This window comes from Pseudomonas sp. JH-2, assembly GCF_036231725.1.
Taxonomy (GTDB): domain Bacteria; phylum Pseudomonadota; class Gammaproteobacteria; order Pseudomonadales; family Pseudomonadaceae; genus Pseudomonas; species Pseudomonas delhiensis.
The window spans coordinates 87,144-102,581 of the sequence record NZ_JAZAQP010000011.1; the positions used below are offsets into that span (position 1 = coordinate 87,144).

The window sequence follows — 15,438 nt, forward strand, 5'->3', positions numbered from 1 at the left end:
ATATGGACCCCATCGTCGAGGCGCTGCGCGCCATCGTCGGCGACAACGGCGTGCTCTGCGCGGCCGATCTCGCCAGCCGTTCAGCCGGCGCCTTGCGCGCCGACAACCTGCGGGCGCGGGCGCTGGTGCGCCCGGCCAGCACCGAGGAAGTCGCCGCCGTGCTGCGCTGGTGCCACCAGCGACGCCTGCCGGTGGTGCCCCAGGGTGGCCTGACCGGCCTGGTGCGCGGCGCCGATGCCGGGCCCGGCGAGATCATCCTGTCGCTGGAGCGCATGCGCGCCATCGAGGCCATCGACCCGCAACAGCGCACCGCCACGGTACAGGCCGGCGTCACCCTGCAGGCCCTGCAGGAAGCCGTGGAGGCACAGGGCCTGGTCTATCCGCTGGACCTTGGGGCGCGCGGCAGCGCCACGCTGGGCGGCACCGCTGCCACCAACGCCGGCGGCACCCGTGTGCTGCGCTACGGCATGACCCGCGACATGGTGCTGGGGCTGGAGGCCGTGCTGGCCGACGGCACCGTGGTGTCCGCCCTGCACCCGCTGATCAAGAACAACACCGGCTACGACCTCAAGCAGCTGTTCATCGGCAGCGAAGGCACCCTGGGGGTGATCACCCGCCTGGTGCTGCGCCTGCGCGAGAAGCCGCTGGCCACTCACACCGCGCTGCTGGCGGCGCCGGGCTTCGACGCCGTGGCCGGCCTGCTGCGCCACCTGGACCGCGCGCTGGGCGGCGCGCTGTCGTCGTTCGAGGTGATGTGGCAGTCCTTCTACCGGCTGGTGACCACGCCGCCGGCCAGGAGCCTGCCACCGCTGGGCCAGGAACATCCCTTCTACGTGCTGGTCGAGGCCCAGGGGGCCCACCGCGAAGCCGATGGCCAGCGCTTCGAGGCCGCGCTCGAGACGGCCCTGGCGCAAGGGCTGCTGAGCGACGCGGTGCTCGCCCGCTCCGATGCCGACGCGCAGGCTTTCTGGGCGCTGCGCGACGACGTGGAACAGGTGATGCAGCACGGCACGCCGCTGGGCTTCGACATCTCGCTGCCGATCGCCGCGATGGACGGCTACGTGCGCCAGGTGCAGCAACTGTTGCTCGCGGAAACCAGGGCGCAGCTCTACGTGTTCGGCCACCTGGGCGACGGCAACCTGCACCTGGTCGTCACCCTGCCCCACGCCGACCTGGCGCGGCTCAAGCCGCGCATCGAGGCGCTGGTCTATGCGGAACTGCGGGCGCGCGGCGGCTCGGTGTCGGCCGAGCACGGCATCGGGCTGGAGAAGAAACCCTGGCTGTCGATCACCCGCAGCCCGCAGGAACGCGCGCTGATGGGCGCGATCAAGCGCACGCTGGACCCCAGCGGCATCCTCAACCCGGGCAAGCTGCTCGATGGCGGTGCGCCATGACCTGCATCACCTGCATCGAGGACCTGCGTGCCCTGGCGCAGCGCCGCGTGCCGCGCATGTTCTACGACTACGCCGATTCGGGCTCGTGGACCGAGAGCACCTACCGCGCCAACGAGGCCGACCTGCGGCAGTTGCTGCTGCGCCAGCGCGTGGCCATCGACATCGACCGGCGCAGCACCGCCACCACGCTGCTCGGCCAGCGCCTGTCCATGCCGGTCGCGCTCGCCCCGGTGGGCGCGCTGGGCATGCAGCACGCCGACGGCGAAATCCTCGCGGCCCGTGCGGCACGCGCCTTCGGCGTGCCCTTCACGCTGTCCACCATGAGCATCTGCTCCATCGAGGACGTGGCCGAGCAGGTCGGCCAGGGCTTCTGGTTCCAGCTCTACGTGATGCGCGACCGCGCCTTCGCCCGGCGCCTGGTCGAACGCGCCCGGGCCGCCGGCTGCACGGCGCTGGTGCTGACCCTGGACCTGTCGCTGGTGGGGCAGCGCCACAAGGACCTGAAGAATGGCCTGACCGACCCCTCGCGCATGAACCTGCGCCAGTTGCTCGACGTGGCCATGCACCCGCGCTGGGCGCTGGGCATGGCCGGCACGCCGCGGCGGGCGTTCGGCAACGTGGTCGGCCACGCGCCCGGCATCGACAGCATGGCCGACATGGCGCGCTGGCGCGGCGGCGAACTCGCCCCCTCGCTGAACTGGGCCGACGTCGCCGAAATCCGTCGCTGGTGGGATGGCCCGCTGCTGCTCAAGGGCATCCAGGACGTGGACGACGCCCGCAGCGCCGTGGCCCACGGCGCCGACGCCATCGTGGTCAGCAACCACGGCGGACGCCAGCTCGACGGCACCCAGTCGAGCATCCGCGCGCTGCCGCCGATCGTCGACGCGGTCGGCGCCCAGACCGAAGTCTGGATGGACGGCGGCATCCGCAGCGGCCAGGACGTGCTCCGCGCGCGTGCCCTGGGCGCGCGCGGCTGCCTGCTCGGCCGCGCCTTCGTCTACGGCCTGGGCGCGCTCGGCGAGGCCGGCGTGACCCGCGCGCTGGAGATCATCCACAACGAACTGAGCCTGAGCATGGCCTTCTGCGGCCATACCGACATCGAATCCGTCGGCCCGAGCATATTGCTGCCCCCCTTCCCCTGGCCGGGGGCCAGCGCCCATCCGCACGGCCCGGTCCGTCCAGGGCGGGACGCGCGGCTACCCACTGGAGACCTATCATGAACACGCAAACCCCCATCCAGCGCCTGGAGCGCCTGTTCGCGCTGCAGAAGGCGGCCTTCGCCCAGGACATGTTCCCCAGCGCCGAGACGCGCATCGAGCGCATGTCGCGCATCGTGCCGATGCTGTACCAGTACCGCGCCAGGATCCACGAGGCGCTGGCGGCGGACTTCGGCAGCCATCCGGGCGCGGCGGCGGACCTCACCGAAATCCTGCCGATGATCGAGCGCGTGCGCTTCGACTGCGCCCACGTCCATGAATGGATGAAGCCCATCGCCAAGCCCGTCGACCCCGCCACCCAGGGCGAGTCGCTGGCCTACGTGCAGTACAGCCCCAAGGGCGTGGTCTGCAACATGGCGGCGTGGAACTTCCCGTTCGATGTCGGCATCGGCCCGCTCGTCGACATGCTGGGCGCCGGCAACCGGGTGATCCTCAAGCCCTCGGACCTCACGCCCCACAGCGGCGCCCTGCTGCAGGAAATGTTCGCGGCCTACTTCGCCGAGGACGAGGTCGCCGTGGTCAACGGCGACCTGGCGCTGGCCCGGCACTGCGCCACGCTGCCCTGGGACCACCTGCTGTTCACCGGCGGCACGGCGGTGGGCCGCGAGATCATGAAGCGCTGCGCCGAGAACCTGGTGCCGGTCACCCTCGAACTGGGCGGGCGCAACCCCACCATCGTCGGCCGCGACAAGCTCGACGACGCGCAGACGCTGGCGACCATCGCCGGCATCAAGGCCATCAAGCGCGGCCAGCTGTGCATCACCGTCGACCACCTGCTGGTGCCCGAGGACGGCCTGCAGGACTTCGTGAACGCCCTTGGCGAGGCGATGCACAACAGCTTCGGCCACGACAACGGCGCCAGCAGCGCCAGCGGCATCATCAGCCAGCGCCACGTCGAGCGCCTGCAACGCCTGCTGGAGGACGCGCAGGGCAAGAGCGACCGGGTGATCCGCATTGGCCGCAAGATGGATGCCGGCGCCCGCGACATGCCCTTCCACATCGTGGTCAACCCGCGCGACGACGCCCAGGTGGTGCGCGAGGAAATCTTCGGCCCGATCCTGCCGGTGCAGACCTACAGGGACACCGACGACCTGGTCGCGCGCATCAACCGGGGCGACACGCCGCTGGGCATCTACCTGTTCAGCGACGACCCGGCGCTGCGCCAGGCGATCGCCACGCGCACCCGCTCCGGCGGCGTGTGCTTCAACATCGCCGTGATGCAGGGCGCGCTGGCTTCCATGGGCTTCGGCGGGGTGGGCGCCAGCGGCATGGGCCGGCACCACGGCGAGGAAGGCTTCCGCGAGTTCTCCAACCCACGCGGCTTCTACGAGCGCCGCGTGGGCGGCAGCTTCGAGCTGATCACACCGCCCTACGGCGCCGCCACGCGCCAGTTGATCGACACGGTGGCCTACCCGCAGGTGGCGGCCGCGCTGGGGCTCGAACCCTGACCCGCGCTTCGCGCCCTGCCTGACGGCCGGTGCCCTGGCGGCCTGCCGCCGGGGCACTGTCCTGCATGGCGAGCCTCGCCCGAAACGCGCCGCCAATGGCGGCACCATGGGGGAACCAACCATGAAAGCACCTTGGAATACCGGGGCTGTGCTCCTGCTGCTCGCGGCGCCGCTGGCCTGGCCGGCCGGCCCGGCGGCGGTCGATGCCCGGCGCCTGAATGCCGCCGACAGCGAGCCCGGCAACTGGATGAGCACCGGCCGCACCTACGGCGAGCAGCGCTATTCGCCGCTGGAGCAGGTCAACGAGGGGAACGTGGGGCAGCTCGGCCTGGCCTGGGACTACGGCTTCGGGCTGGACCGCGTCGTCGAGGCCACGCCCCTGGTGGTGGACGGCGTGATGTACACCACCAGCGCCTACAGCATCGTCCACGCGCTGGACGCGCGCACCGGCGAGCTGCTGTGGAAGTACGACCCCGGGGTCTATCGCGGCATCCAGGGCTCGGGTTGCTGCGACGCGGCCAACCGCGGCGTGGCGGTGTGGAGCGGCAAGGTCTACGTGGGCGTGTACGACGGCCGGCTGGAGGCCCTGGACGCCCGCGACGGGCAACGCCTGTGGTCGGTGGACACCGTGCTCGACCACGGGCGCAACTACACCATCACCGGCGCCCCGCGCATCATCAAGGGCAAGGTGGTGATCGGCAACGGCGGCGGCGAGTTCGGCGTGCGCGGCTACGTCACCGCCTACGATGCCGAGACCGGCGCGCAGGCCTGGCGCTTCTTCACCGTGCCGGGCGACCCGGCCAAGGGCGACGAGACCGACACCATCGGCATGATCCGCAAGACCTGGTTCGGCGACCAGTACTGGAAACAGGGCGGCGGCGGCACCGTGTGGGACTCGATGGCCTACGACGCCGAGCTCGACCTGCTCTACCTCGGCGTCGGCAACGGCGCCTTCTGGAACTACGGCCAGCGCTCCCAGGGCAAGGGCGACAACCTGTTCCTCTCCTCCATCGTCGCGGTCCGCCCCGACAGCGGGCGCTACGTCTGGCACTACCAGACCACGCCGGGCGACGCCTGGGACTATACCGCCACGCAACACATCGTCGTCGCCACCCTGCCCATCGACGGCAAGCCGCGCAAGGTGGTGATGCAGGCGCCGAAGAACGGCTTCTTCTACGTGCTGGACGCGGCCACGGGCAAGCTGCTCTCGGCCGCCCAGTACGCCCCCAGGGTCAACTGGGCCAAGGGCGTGGACAGGGACAGCGGCCGGCCGATCATCGACCTGGAGGCGGCCGACTACTGGAGCAAGGGCGAGGCCAAGCTGGTGTTCCCCGGTTCCCAGGGCGGGCACAACTGGCAGCCGATGAGCTACAGCCCGAAGACCGGCCTGGTCTACATCCCCACGCAATCGACGGCCGACATCCATCACCCGAAGGCGAAGCTGGATACGCCCGCCAAGGGCCGGTGGAACACCGGCCTGGAGTTCCCGCCGATGCCCAGGGACAGCAGGAGCATCGACGAATTCGCACGGATCTACACCGGCAAGCTGCAGGCCTGGGACCCCGTGCGGCAGCAGGAAGCCTGGGCGGTGCCCTACGCGCAGATCGCCAACGGCGGCACCCTGGCCACCGCCGGCAACCTGGTGTTCCAGGGCACCCACGATGGCCGCCTGCTGGCCTACGCGGCCGACAGCGGCAAGCTGCTGTGGCAGCGCGAGGTCAGCAGCGGCGTGGTGGCCGCGCCTGTCACCTACAGCGTGGACGGCGAGCAGTACGTGACCTTCAGCAGCGGCTGGGGCGGCTCCTACCCGATCACCTTCGGCGCCCTGTCCGAACGCACGCGCACCGTGCCCGACGCCCGGGTGTTCACCTTCAGGCTCGGCGGCACCGCGCCCATGCCCCAGGTCAGGCGGCGCGCCATACAGCTGCCCGGGCCACCGCCGATGACCGCCGACGCGGCCACGGTGGCGGCCGGCGACCAGCTGTTCCGCGAACACTGCGGGGTGTGCCACGGCCTGGGCGCCTTCAGTGCGAACGTCATTCCCGACCTGCGCTACATGACGGCGCAGACGCACGAGGACTTCCAGGGCATCGTCGCCGGCGCACGGGCCGGCCGGGGCATGCCGCCGTTCGCCGGCCGGCTGACGCCGGAGCAGGTGGAGCAGATCCGCGCCTACCTGATCGAGCGCGCCCACGACCGGCGCGCCGAACTGCAGGCCGCGGGCCAGCCGCCCTCGGGCACCTAGGCTTGGTGGGCTAGCGGTCCGGCCGCTCCTGGGTCAGGGTTTGCAGGGCGTCCGGGCGCAGCAGCAGGAGCTGGCCATAGCGCTGCCGGATCAGGCCCTGCTGCTCCCACTGCTTGAGCACCTGGTTGACACGCTGGCGGGTGGCGCCGATGAGCTGCGCCATGGACTCCTGGGATAGCCGCAGGTCCAGGCTCACCCCCTCCTCCGCCTTCGCCCCGAAGGCTTCGCTCAGGCCCAGCAGGCGCCCGGCCAGGCGCTGCTCCAGCGACTGCGTGGAAAAGGCGGAGAAGGCCACCAGCATGGTGCGCAGGCGCGACACCTCCAGGTCCAGCAGCATGCGCACCAGCGCCGGGTGGCGGTCGCACAGCTCACCCAGGGCCAGCGGGCTGATGTGCAGCACCTGGGAGGGTACGTGGGCATGGGCGTCGTGCAGGCGCGTGCTGTGGTCGAGCATCGACACCTCGCCCAGCCAACTGCCCGGTTCGTAGAAGTTCAGCACCGCCTCCTGGCCGTCGCGGGTGGTGTTGCTGAGCCGGATGATGCCCTGCAGCACGATGTACAGGCCGTCCGGCGGCTCGCCGCAGCGGAACAGCTGCTGCCCGCTGTTCAGCGCGCGGACGCCGGCGCGGGCCAGCATGTCGTCGCGCACTGGCGCCGGCAGGCCGCCGAACCAGGGGCTGGCCATCAGCACGGCCAGATGCGACTCGGACAACATCGAGGGGAAGGTCACGCCTGCAGGCTCCATGGATACGGGACGGTGCCGCTCATTATTCGGCCGCCCGGCGAGCCGCACAAGGCGTGCCGGCAGCTTCCCCCGTCGACGAGTGCCTGCGGGCTAACGCCACCGTCCAGGCGTCAAATTCAGGACAGTTGCCGGGCCGCGCCAGGACGTAGCCTGCGGTGCTCCACCACAACACCGACAAGAAGGAAGCACCATGCCCCACGAACTCGCCCTCCCCCATGTGCGCGACCAGGTGAGCGACGAAGAATGGCGACTGCGCGTCGACCTGGCCGCCTGCTACCGGCTGGTGGCGCTGTACGGCTGGACCGACCTGGTCTTCACCCACATCAGCGCGCGCATCCCCGGCCCCGAGCATCACTTCCTGATCAACCCCTACGGCCTGCTGTTCGACGAGATCACCGCCTCCAACCTGGTGAAGATCGACCAGAACGGCGACAAGGTCATCGACGGCCCCTACAACGCCAACCGCGCCGGCTTCGTCATCCATAGCGCCATCCACGCCGCGCGCCATGACATCCAATGCGTGCTGCACACCCACACAAAGGCCGGCGTGGCGGTCAGCACCCAGGAATGCGGCATCCTGCCGATCAGCCAGCAGTCCACCTTCGTGCTCTCCTCGCTGGGCTACCACGACTACGAGGGCGTGGCCCTGCGCGACGACGAGAAGCCGCGCCTGCAGGCCGACCTCGGCGACAAGCTGTTCTTCATGCTGCGCAACCATGGCCTGCTCACCGTCGGCCGCAGCATCGCCGACGCCTTCCTCAACATGTACACCTTCGAGACCACCTGCCAGATCCAGCTGGCGGCCCAGGCCGGCGGCAAGCTGATCGAGGTCGACCCGCGGATCATCGAGGGCGTCGCCGACGTGGTCGACAAGCAGACCGGCGGCCAGGGCGGCGACTTCGTCTGGCCGGCGCTGCTGCGCAAGCTCGACCGCGTCGATACCAGCTATCGCGACTGAAGGAACGAGCGATGAACGAAAAACCCTGCATCGCCCTGTCGCGCCAGGTGCCCGATGTGCTGTTGGGCAACCTGCGCGCCCATGCCGAGATCCGCATGCCGGACCAGGGCATCCCCGAGGACCTCGCCGGGCTGCTGGGCGAGGCCGACTACGCCCTGGTGGTGCCCGGCGACCGCATCGACGCCGCGCTGCTGGCGCGCTGCCCGCGGCTGAAGGTGCTGAGCACCGTCAGCGCCGGCTTCGACCACATCGACGTGGCCGCCTGCACCGCCCACGGCACCCGCGTCTGCAACACGCCCAAGGCCGTCGCCGCGGCCACCGCCGACCTCGCCTTCGGCCTGCTGCTGGCCGCGGCCAGGCGCATCGTCGAGGCCGACACCTTCGTCCGCGGCGGCGGTTGGCGCGCCGACTCCTCGCCGCTGTTCGGCCAGGACGTGCACCACAAGCAGTTGGGCATCCTCGGCCTGGGCGGCATCGGCAGGGAGCTGGCCAAGCGCGCCCGCGGCTTCGACATGGACGTCACCTACTGCAACCGGCGCCGCCTGCCGGAAGCGGAGGAGGCCCGGCTGGGCGTGCGCTACCTGGACTTCGACAACCTGCTGGAACAGAGCGACGCGCTCATCCTGCAACTGCCCTACAACGCCGCCACCCACCACATCATCGACGCGAAAGCGCTGGCGCGGATGAAGCCCCAGGCCATCCTGATCAACACCGCCCGCGGCGGCCTGGTGGACGAGAACGCACTGGCCACGGCCCTGCGCGAAGGCCGCCTGGCGGCAGCCGGGCTGGACGTCGCCGAGGACGAACCGGCGGTGAACCCGGCGCTGCTGCCCCTGAGCAACCTGGTGCTGTCGCCGCACAACGGCGCCTCCACCCGCGAGACCCACCGGCGCATGACCCTCGAGGCCTTCGACAACCTGCTCGACGCCCTGCGCGGCGAACCGCTGCGCAACTGCATCAACCCCCTGCCAAAGGAACATTGCGCATGAGCGTGCAGAGCGTAGTCATCACCTGGCTGAAGGAGCCGGGCAACCTCGAACACATCGCCCGGCTGACCGCCGCCTGCGAAAACCTGCGGCAGATCCCGGGGGTGCGCGAGGTCCGCTTCGGCCCCCGCGCCAGCCTGGGCCGCAACGGGCCGGACGAGAGCTTCGACTTCGGCACCATAGTCACCTTCGAGTCACTGCAGGCGGCCCAGGACTACGGCCCCCATCCCCTGCACCTGCAGGCGGCGCAGCTCACCCTGCAACTGGCCGAGCGCTTCCAGAGCTTCTATTTCGAAACCTGAGTTGGGGCTAGAAAATCGCGGACGGAGTCCGCTCCTACGCCGCCACCGCTGTCCCACCTGTAGGAGCGCGCCCTGCGCGCGATTCGCGGGCAGGGCCCGCTCCTACCCCACGCCCGCCTCCTGCAGGTTGACGCTGAACGTCTCATTCATGCCGGGCAGCCCGCTCTTGCCTGCAGCCTGCCGCCTGCCGCCTGCAATGACGTAGGCGTAGCGCCATCAGCCCCATGAATCCCCCGCCCTCCATTCCGCTGATCACACCACAAGGCCCGTTCCAGAGCCCTTTCGGCGCTCACCCATCAGCCTTTGGTACGAATCTCCCGCACCCTCGTCGGCAGTTTTTCCAAGCCGCAAATTCCGGACAGTTCATACACCAGCCCCAGCCTCACCATGCCGGCAAACAATAAGGAGACACTTGCAGTGCAAACCCCCTGGACCCGCTCTTACCCTGCCGGCGTACGCTGGGACAACGACCTCTCCGGCCTCAGCGTGCTGGACATGCTCGACGATTCCGTGCGCCGCTGGCCGGACCGCCCGGCCATCGACTTCATGGGGCGCAAGGTCGCCTACCGCGAGTTCGCCTCGCTGATCGACCGCGCCGCCAAGGGCCTGCAGGACCTGGGGGTCGGCCCCGGCGTCCACGTCGGCCTCTACCTGCCCAACGTGCCGCAGTACGCCATCGCCTTCTTCGCCATCCTGCGCGCCGGCGGCACCGTGGTGAACTACTCGCCGCTGGATGCCGGCGACGTGCTGGCGCACAAGATCGAGGACAGCCGCACCGACATCCTCGTCACCCTCGACCTGGACAGCCTCTACCCGCTGATGGAGCGCCTGCTCCAGAGCACCCGCCTGCACACCCTGGTGGTGGGCTCGCTGGGCGACTTCGGCGCGCAGCCGCGGGAGACCCGCGCCCGCCTGCAGCAGGAGGGCCAGCTCGCCCAGGTGCTCTACAGCGAACAGTGCCTGCCCTTCGAGCAACTGCTGGACAACGACGGCGACTGGCAGCCCCACCCGCTGCCGCCGCTGGACCAGGCCCTGGCCGTGCTGCAGTACACCGGCGGCACCACCGGCCTGCCCAAGGGCGCCATGCTGACCCACGCCAACCTCGGCGCCGCCGCGGCCCAGGTGGCGATGATCAACGTCGACAACGACCAGCGCCTGTACGAGGGCCGCGAAAGCATCCTGGTGGTGCTGCCGCTGTTCCACATCTATGCCCTGGTCGGCTGCCTGCTGTTCCCGGTGGCGGTCGGCGCCGAGATGCGCCTGCACGTGCGCTTCGACGCCGGCGCGGTGCTGCGCGACATCCACGACAACCGGGTGAGCTGCTTCCCCGGCGTGCCGACCATGTTCACCGCCCTGCTCAGCCACCCGCAGGTGGGCGAATACGACCTGCGCTGCCTGAAGATCTGCGCCTCGGGCGGCGCGCCGCTGCCGGTGGAGCTGATGCAGCAGTTCAAGGCCCTGACCGGTTGCCAGATCACCGAGGGCTGGGGCATGACCGAGACCTGCACCGGCGGCACCTTCACCCCGGCCGAGCGGCCCAGGGCCGGCTCCTGCGGCATCCCGCACATCGGCGTGGACATCTGCTTCCTCGACCTCGACGCCCCCGAGCGCAAGGTGCAGTTGGGGCAGAACGGCGAGCTGGCCATCCGCGGGCCGAACATCATGCGCGGCTACTGGAACGCCCCCCAGGCCAGCGCCGAGGCCTTCACCGCCGACGGCTACTTCCGCACCGGCGACGTCGGCTACATGGACGAGGACGGCTACATCCACATCGTCGACCGCACCAAGGACATGCTCCTGTGCGGCGGCTACAACGTCTACCCGCGGGTGATCGAGGAAGCCATCTACGCCCACCCGGCGGTGGAGGAAGTCATGGTCCTGGGCATTCCCGACGCCTACCGCGGCCAGTCGCCCAAGGCCTACGTCAAGCTGCGCGCCGGCCATGCCCCCTTCGACCTCGACGGGCTCAAGGCCTTCCTCAAGGACCGCCTGGGCAAGCACGAGATGGTGCAGGCCCTGGAAATCCGCGCCGAACTGCCCAAGACCGCCGTGGGCAAGCTCTCCAAGAAGCTGCTGAAGGACGAGATCGCAGCTGCCCAATCACCCAGCAACACCTGACCCGTACCCCCGTACAAGGACACCGTCATGCCCTCGATCTTCCCCGCCTCCATCACCGCGCCCTTCCGCCGGCACCCCGTGGAGCGCCGCCCGTCCCCCCTGCTCTGGGCGCTGGAATCGCGCGCCCTGCTGGAATGGGCCTCGATCCCGGCCGCCATGCCCTGGCTGCTGCTCAACGTGCCACGCGGCGATGGCCACAGCGTGCTGGTGCTGCCCGGGCTGATGGCCAACGACTACTCCACGCTGCCGCTGCGCCGCTTCCTCGCCAGCCGCGGCTACGACGTCCATGGCTGGGGCCAGGGCCTCAACCGCGGGCCCGGCGAAGGCGTGGTGGACAGGCTGCTGGCCCAGCTGCAGCAGTTGCACGAGGATTCGGGGCGCAAGGTCAGCCTCGTCGGCTGGAGCCTGGGCGGCATCTTCGCCCGCGAGCTCGCCCGCGCCCTGCCGGGCAGCGTGCGCCAGGTGATCACCCTCGGCAGCCCGCTGTACGGCCCGCCGCAGAGCAGCACCAACGCCTGGGAGCTGTACCGCCTGGTGCGCAGCTTCAAGCGCGATGCCGAGGAACGCGGCGAAGAGGCGCCGCCGGTGCCCACCACCTCCATCTACAGCCGTGGCGACGGCATCGTCGGCTGGGGCGGCAGCGTGGAACGGCGCGGCCGCCTGACCGACAACATCGAGGTCAACTGCGCCAGCCACATCGGCCTGGGCGTGCACCCGCTGGTCTGGTACGCCATCGGCGACCGCCTGGCGCAACCGGAGGACCAGTGGCGGCAGTTCCGCCCGCGCGGCCTCAAGCGCGCCCTGTTCCCCTTCCGCGCGCCGAAACGATGAGGAACTGAACCGCCCGCCGCAACGGGCCTTGCGAGCAATTTCCCAGCAACGACAAGAACAAGGTTGGTGACGCGATGAAACATCTGAGCGGGATGGACGCCATATTCCTGCATATGGAATCGGCCGAGATGCCCACGCACATTGGTTCGCTCCATGTGCTGCAACTGCCTGAAGGCTACGAAGGCGACTTCTACGAAGAGGTCAAGCGGTACCTGGCCGGGCGCCTGCACCTGGCGACGGTCTTCACCCGCAAGCTGGCGTTCATGCCCTTCGACTTGTCGGACCCGGTCTGGGTCGAGGACGAACACCTGGACCTGGAGCACCACATCCGCCACATCACCCTGCCCAAGCCGGGCAGCAACCGCCAGTTGCAGCAGGTGGTCGCCCGCGCCCACTCGAGCCTGATGGACCGCAGCCGGCCGCTGTGGGAAATCACCATCATCGACGGCCTGCGCAGCGGCGAGGTGGCGCTGTACGCCAAGGTCCACCACGCCAACGTCGACGGCCAGGCCGGCATCGAGCTGGTCCGCGCGCTGTTCGACGACGTGCCCAGCGGCCGCGTCATCCCGCCGGCGCCGCCGCGGCTGCGGCGCAACCCGTACCAGCTCGGCGTCGCCGAACTGGCCGGGGCGGCCATCGGCAACGCCGGCCGGCAGTACGTCAAGCTGGCCCGGATGCTGCCGGACATGCTGCGCGCCGGCCGCAGCCTGCTGCCGGTGGTGGGCGACAGCAGCCTGCGCAACTGGCGCAACCTCGACCCGCGCAAGCTGCTGGCCCCGCGCACCCCGCTGAACGTGGCCATCACCAACCAGCGCAGCTTCGCCGGGCGCACCGTGCCCCTGGCGGAGATCAAGGAAATGGCGCGCCAGCTGGAGGTGAGCTTCAACGACGTGGTCATGGCCACCGTCTCCGGCGCCCTGCGCCGCTACCTCAAGGCCAGCGGCGAGCTGCCGGAGAAGCCCCTGACCGCCGCGGCGCCGGTGAGCCTGCGCGCCCCCGGCGACGACACCGCCAACAACCAGGTGAGCATGCTGGCCATCGACCTGGCCACCAACGAGGCCGACCCGCTGGAGCGCCTGCGCCGCATCAACGCCTCCTCGACGCAGCGCAAGGAGGCGATGAACCGCTTCCGCTCGGCCATCCCCATGGACTTCCCGATCTTCGCCGCGCCCTGGCTGCTCTCCGGCCTGGCCGCCATGTACGGCCGCTCGCGCCTGGCCAACTGGATGCCGCCGCCGGCCAACCTGGTGATCTCCAACGTCACCGGCATTCCCATGCAGCTGTACTTCGCCGGCGCCAAGGTGCTGTGCTACTACCCGGTGTCCATCCCCAGCCATGGCATGGCCCTGAACGTCACCGTGACCAGCTACCACGACCGCCTGGACTACGGCCTGATCGCCTGCCGCCGCGCCCTGCCCGACCTCAACGACCTGGGCGACCACCTGCTGGCCGAGCACCGCCGCCTGCTCGAACTGGCGCGCGACAAGGCCGCCGTGGCGACGCCGCAGGGCAAGGCAAGCGACACTCCCGCCGGGCCGAAACGCCCCCGCAGCGCCCCCAGGGCCGCCACCGCCAAGCAGGGCGACGCCCGGGGCAAACCGGCCGCCAAGGCCGGCCACCCCGTCAAGGCGCTGCCCAAGGCCAGGCCGGCCACCCCGCCGCGGCGCAAGGTGAACGGCGCCGCGGCGCAACAGCCCAGCCCCGCGCCGCAGCCGGCAGCGGTCGAAACCACCCAGGTCCAGTAGTCCCGGCGCCGGTCCGCCGCGCGGCGGCCCCACAAGGGCCAGACGCGGCGACCGGCACCCCGTGGTCGACCTCCCCCGGAGCCTCGCATGTCCACACTCATCAGCGCGCCCGCGGCGGCGCAAAGCGGCCTGGCGCCCCACGGCAACGTCGAAGCCGTCTACGCCAGGATCACCCGCCGCCTCATCCCCTTCCTGTTCATCTGCTACCTGCTGAACTTCATCGACCGTGCGAACATCGGCTTCGCCCAGTTGCAGATGAAGACCTCGCTGGGCTTCAGCGATGCCGTCTACGGCCTGGGCGCAGCCATGTTCTTCGTCGGCTACGTGCTCTTCGAAGTGCCCAGCAACATGCTCCTGCAGCGTATCGGCGCGCGCCTGACCATCATGCGCATCATGCTGCTCTGGGGCCTGGCCTCCAGCGCCACGCTGCTGGTCACCACGCCCACCCAGTTCTACCTGGTGCGCTTCCTGCTCGGGGTGTTCGAGGCCGGCTTCTTCCCCGGCATCGTCCTCTACCTCACCTTCTGGTACCCGCCGCAGCGCCGCGCCCGGGTGCTGGCGCTGTTCTGCATGGCCCAGGTGGCCGCGGCCTTCATCACCAGCCCGGTGTCGGGCTGGATCCTGAAGAACATGCACGGGCTGCACGGCTGGGAAGGCTGGCAGTGGATGTTCTTCATCGAAGGCATGCCCACGGTGCTGCTCGGCCTGCTGGTGCTGTGGCTGCTGCCCAACGGCCCGCAGGACGCCAGGTGGCTGAGCGCGGACGAGCGCGAGCTGCTGCGCCAGGGCCTGCAGGGCACGGCCAGCGACAGCGAGGCCAGCGGCGGCCACGGCAAGGGCGCGCTGGCCGCGGTGCTGCGCGACCCGCGCATCTACCTGCTGGCCTTCGGCGCCTTCGTCTCCGGCTGCGCCGGCTACTTCCTGGCCTTCTGGACGCCGACCATCATCCGCGAGCTGGGCGTGGCCGACCTGCAGATGGTCGGCCTGTACGCAGTCATCCCCAACGTCTTCGCGCTGTTCGCCATGTTCTGGTACGGCCGCCGCTCCGACCGCCGCAACGAACAGCGCCTGCACTGGACCGCAGCCTTCATGGCCGCAAGCGCCGGCTTCCTGCTGCTGGCCTGGGCCATCGGCAACGGCAGCCTGGCCTGGACGCTGGTCGCCATCACCGCCGGCGGCTCGGCCCTGGTGGCGGCCACCCCGGTGTTCTGGGCCATGGTCACCCGTTACCTGGAGCGCGAGCGCGCCGCCGTCGGCATCGCCCTGGTCAACACCCTGGCCAGCGTCGCCGGCATCAGCCCGGCCGTGGTCGGCGCCATCAAGGCCCGCACCGGCAGCCTGGACGACGCCATCTACCTGCTCTGCGCGCTGTTCGTGATCGCCGCCCTGGCCATGGCGCTGGGCATGCGCAAGGCCCTGGCGAACACCGAACGGCCGGCCTGAACCCCG

At 70.4% G+C, this 15,438-nt stretch carries 12 protein-coding genes; 11 read left to right on the top strand and 1 reads right to left on the bottom strand.

The window, feature by feature from the left end:
- Positions 1 to 2: 2 nt before the first annotated feature.
- The 4 genes from VV867_RS10400 (at position 3) to VV867_RS10415 (ending at position 6,304) form a co-directional block, all read left to right on the top strand.
- Entirely contained in the window at positions 3 to 1,394 is a 1,392-nt protein-coding gene (locus tag VV867_RS10400) for an FAD-binding oxidoreductase (protein WP_275630355.1), read from the top strand.
- The gene (locus VV867_RS10405; RefSeq protein ID WP_328566312.1) at positions 1,391 to 2,614 is read left to right on the top strand and encodes an alpha-hydroxy acid oxidase; all 1,224 of its coding nucleotides are present in this window, start codon (positions 1,391 to 1,393) and stop codon (positions 2,612 to 2,614) included. The genes VV867_RS10400 and VV867_RS10405 overlap by 4 nt, the downstream gene beginning before the upstream one ends.
- The gene (locus tag VV867_RS10410) at positions 2,611 to 4,059 is read left to right on the top strand and encodes an aldehyde dehydrogenase family protein (RefSeq protein WP_109932410.1); all 1,449 of its coding nucleotides are present in this window, start codon (positions 2,611 to 2,613) and stop codon (positions 4,057 to 4,059) included. The genes VV867_RS10405 and VV867_RS10410 overlap by 4 nt, the downstream gene beginning before the upstream one ends.
- A gap of 121 nt (positions 4,060 to 4,180) precedes the next feature.
- Positions 4,181 to 6,304: a PQQ-dependent dehydrogenase, methanol/ethanol family gene (locus tag VV867_RS10415; RefSeq protein ID WP_328566313.1), complete on the top strand. Its 2,124-nt coding sequence runs from the start codon at positions 4,181 to 4,183 to the stop codon at positions 6,302 to 6,304.
- A gap of 10 nt (positions 6,305 to 6,314) precedes the next feature.
- On the opposite strand, the gene VV867_RS10420 is transcribed toward VV867_RS10415, so the two are convergent.
- On the bottom strand, positions 6,315 to 7,034 hold the full coding sequence (locus VV867_RS10420; RefSeq protein ID WP_328566314.1) for a Crp/Fnr family transcriptional regulator: 720 nt from the start codon (positions 7,032 to 7,034) through the stop codon (positions 6,315 to 6,317).
- 205 nt (positions 7,035 to 7,239) lie between these two features.
- Between VV867_RS10420 and VV867_RS10425 the strand changes: the two genes are divergently transcribed.
- From VV867_RS10425 to VV867_RS10455, 7 genes are all read left to right on the top strand, one after another.
- On the top strand, positions 7,240 to 8,007 hold the full coding sequence (locus VV867_RS10425) for a class II aldolase/adducin family protein (protein ID WP_328566315.1): 768 nt from the start codon (positions 7,240 to 7,242) through the stop codon (positions 8,005 to 8,007).
- An 11-nt stretch (positions 8,008 to 8,018) separates the two neighbouring features.
- On the top strand, positions 8,019 to 8,996 hold the full coding sequence (locus VV867_RS10430; protein WP_328566316.1) for an NAD(P)-dependent oxidoreductase: 978 nt from the start codon (positions 8,019 to 8,021) through the stop codon (positions 8,994 to 8,996).
- Complete coding sequence (locus VV867_RS10435; protein ID WP_328566317.1) at positions 8,993 to 9,295, top strand: Dabb family protein; 303 nt, start codon at positions 8,993 to 8,995, stop codon at positions 9,293 to 9,295. The genes VV867_RS10430 and VV867_RS10435 overlap by 4 nt, the downstream gene beginning before the upstream one ends.
- Before the next feature lie 417 nt (positions 9,296 to 9,712).
- The gene (locus VV867_RS10440; protein ID WP_208604365.1) at positions 9,713 to 11,413 is read left to right on the top strand and encodes a long-chain-fatty-acid--CoA ligase; all 1,701 of its coding nucleotides are present in this window, start codon (positions 9,713 to 9,715) and stop codon (positions 11,411 to 11,413) included.
- 27 nt (positions 11,414 to 11,440) lie between these two features.
- The gene (locus VV867_RS10445; RefSeq protein WP_328566318.1) at positions 11,441 to 12,244 is read left to right on the top strand and encodes a lipase family alpha/beta hydrolase; all 804 of its coding nucleotides are present in this window, start codon (positions 11,441 to 11,443) and stop codon (positions 12,242 to 12,244) included.
- 128 nt (positions 12,245 to 12,372) lie between these two features.
- Positions 12,373 to 13,989 (top strand): wax ester/triacylglycerol synthase family O-acyltransferase, encoded by a 1,617-nt coding sequence (locus tag VV867_RS10450; RefSeq protein ID WP_328566319.1) that lies wholly within the window; start codon positions 12,373 to 12,375, stop codon positions 13,987 to 13,989.
- 87 nt (positions 13,990 to 14,076) lie between these two features.
- Entirely contained in the window at positions 14,077 to 15,432 is a 1,356-nt protein-coding gene (locus tag VV867_RS10455; protein ID WP_328566320.1) for an MFS transporter, read from the top strand.
- The last annotated feature ends 6 nt before the right edge of the window (positions 15,433 to 15,438 follow it).

Bases quoted from the DNA above. Each gene is read 5' to 3' on its own strand.
- VV867_RS10400 (WP_275630355.1), top strand. From the start codon at position 3: ATGGACCCCATCGTCGAGGCGCTGCGCGCCATCGTCGGCGACAACGGC.
- VV867_RS10405 (WP_328566312.1), top strand. From the start codon at position 1,391: ATGACCTGCATCACCTGCATCGAGGACCTGCGTGCCCTGGCGCAGCGC.
- VV867_RS10410 (WP_109932410.1), top strand. From the start codon at position 2,611: ATGAACACGCAAACCCCCATCCAGCGCCTGGAGCGCCTGTTCGCGCTG.
- VV867_RS10415 (WP_328566313.1), top strand. From the start codon at position 4,181: ATGAAAGCACCTTGGAATACCGGGGCTGTGCTCCTGCTGCTCGCGGCG.
- VV867_RS10425 (WP_328566315.1), top strand. From the start codon at position 7,240: ATGCCCCACGAACTCGCCCTCCCCCATGTGCGCGACCAGGTGAGCGAC.
- VV867_RS10430 (WP_328566316.1), top strand. From the start codon at position 8,019: ATGAACGAAAAACCCTGCATCGCCCTGTCGCGCCAGGTGCCCGATGTG.
- VV867_RS10435 (WP_328566317.1), top strand. From the start codon at position 8,993: ATGAGCGTGCAGAGCGTAGTCATCACCTGGCTGAAGGAGCCGGGCAAC.
- VV867_RS10445 (WP_328566318.1), top strand. From the start codon at position 11,441: ATGCCCTCGATCTTCCCCGCCTCCATCACCGCGCCCTTCCGCCGGCAC.
- VV867_RS10450 (WP_328566319.1), top strand. From the start codon at position 12,373: ATGCCCACGCACATTGGTTCGCTCCATGTGCTGCAACTGCCTGAAGGC.
- VV867_RS10455 (WP_328566320.1), top strand. From the start codon at position 14,077: ATGTCCACACTCATCAGCGCGCCCGCGGCGGCGCAAAGCGGCCTGGCG.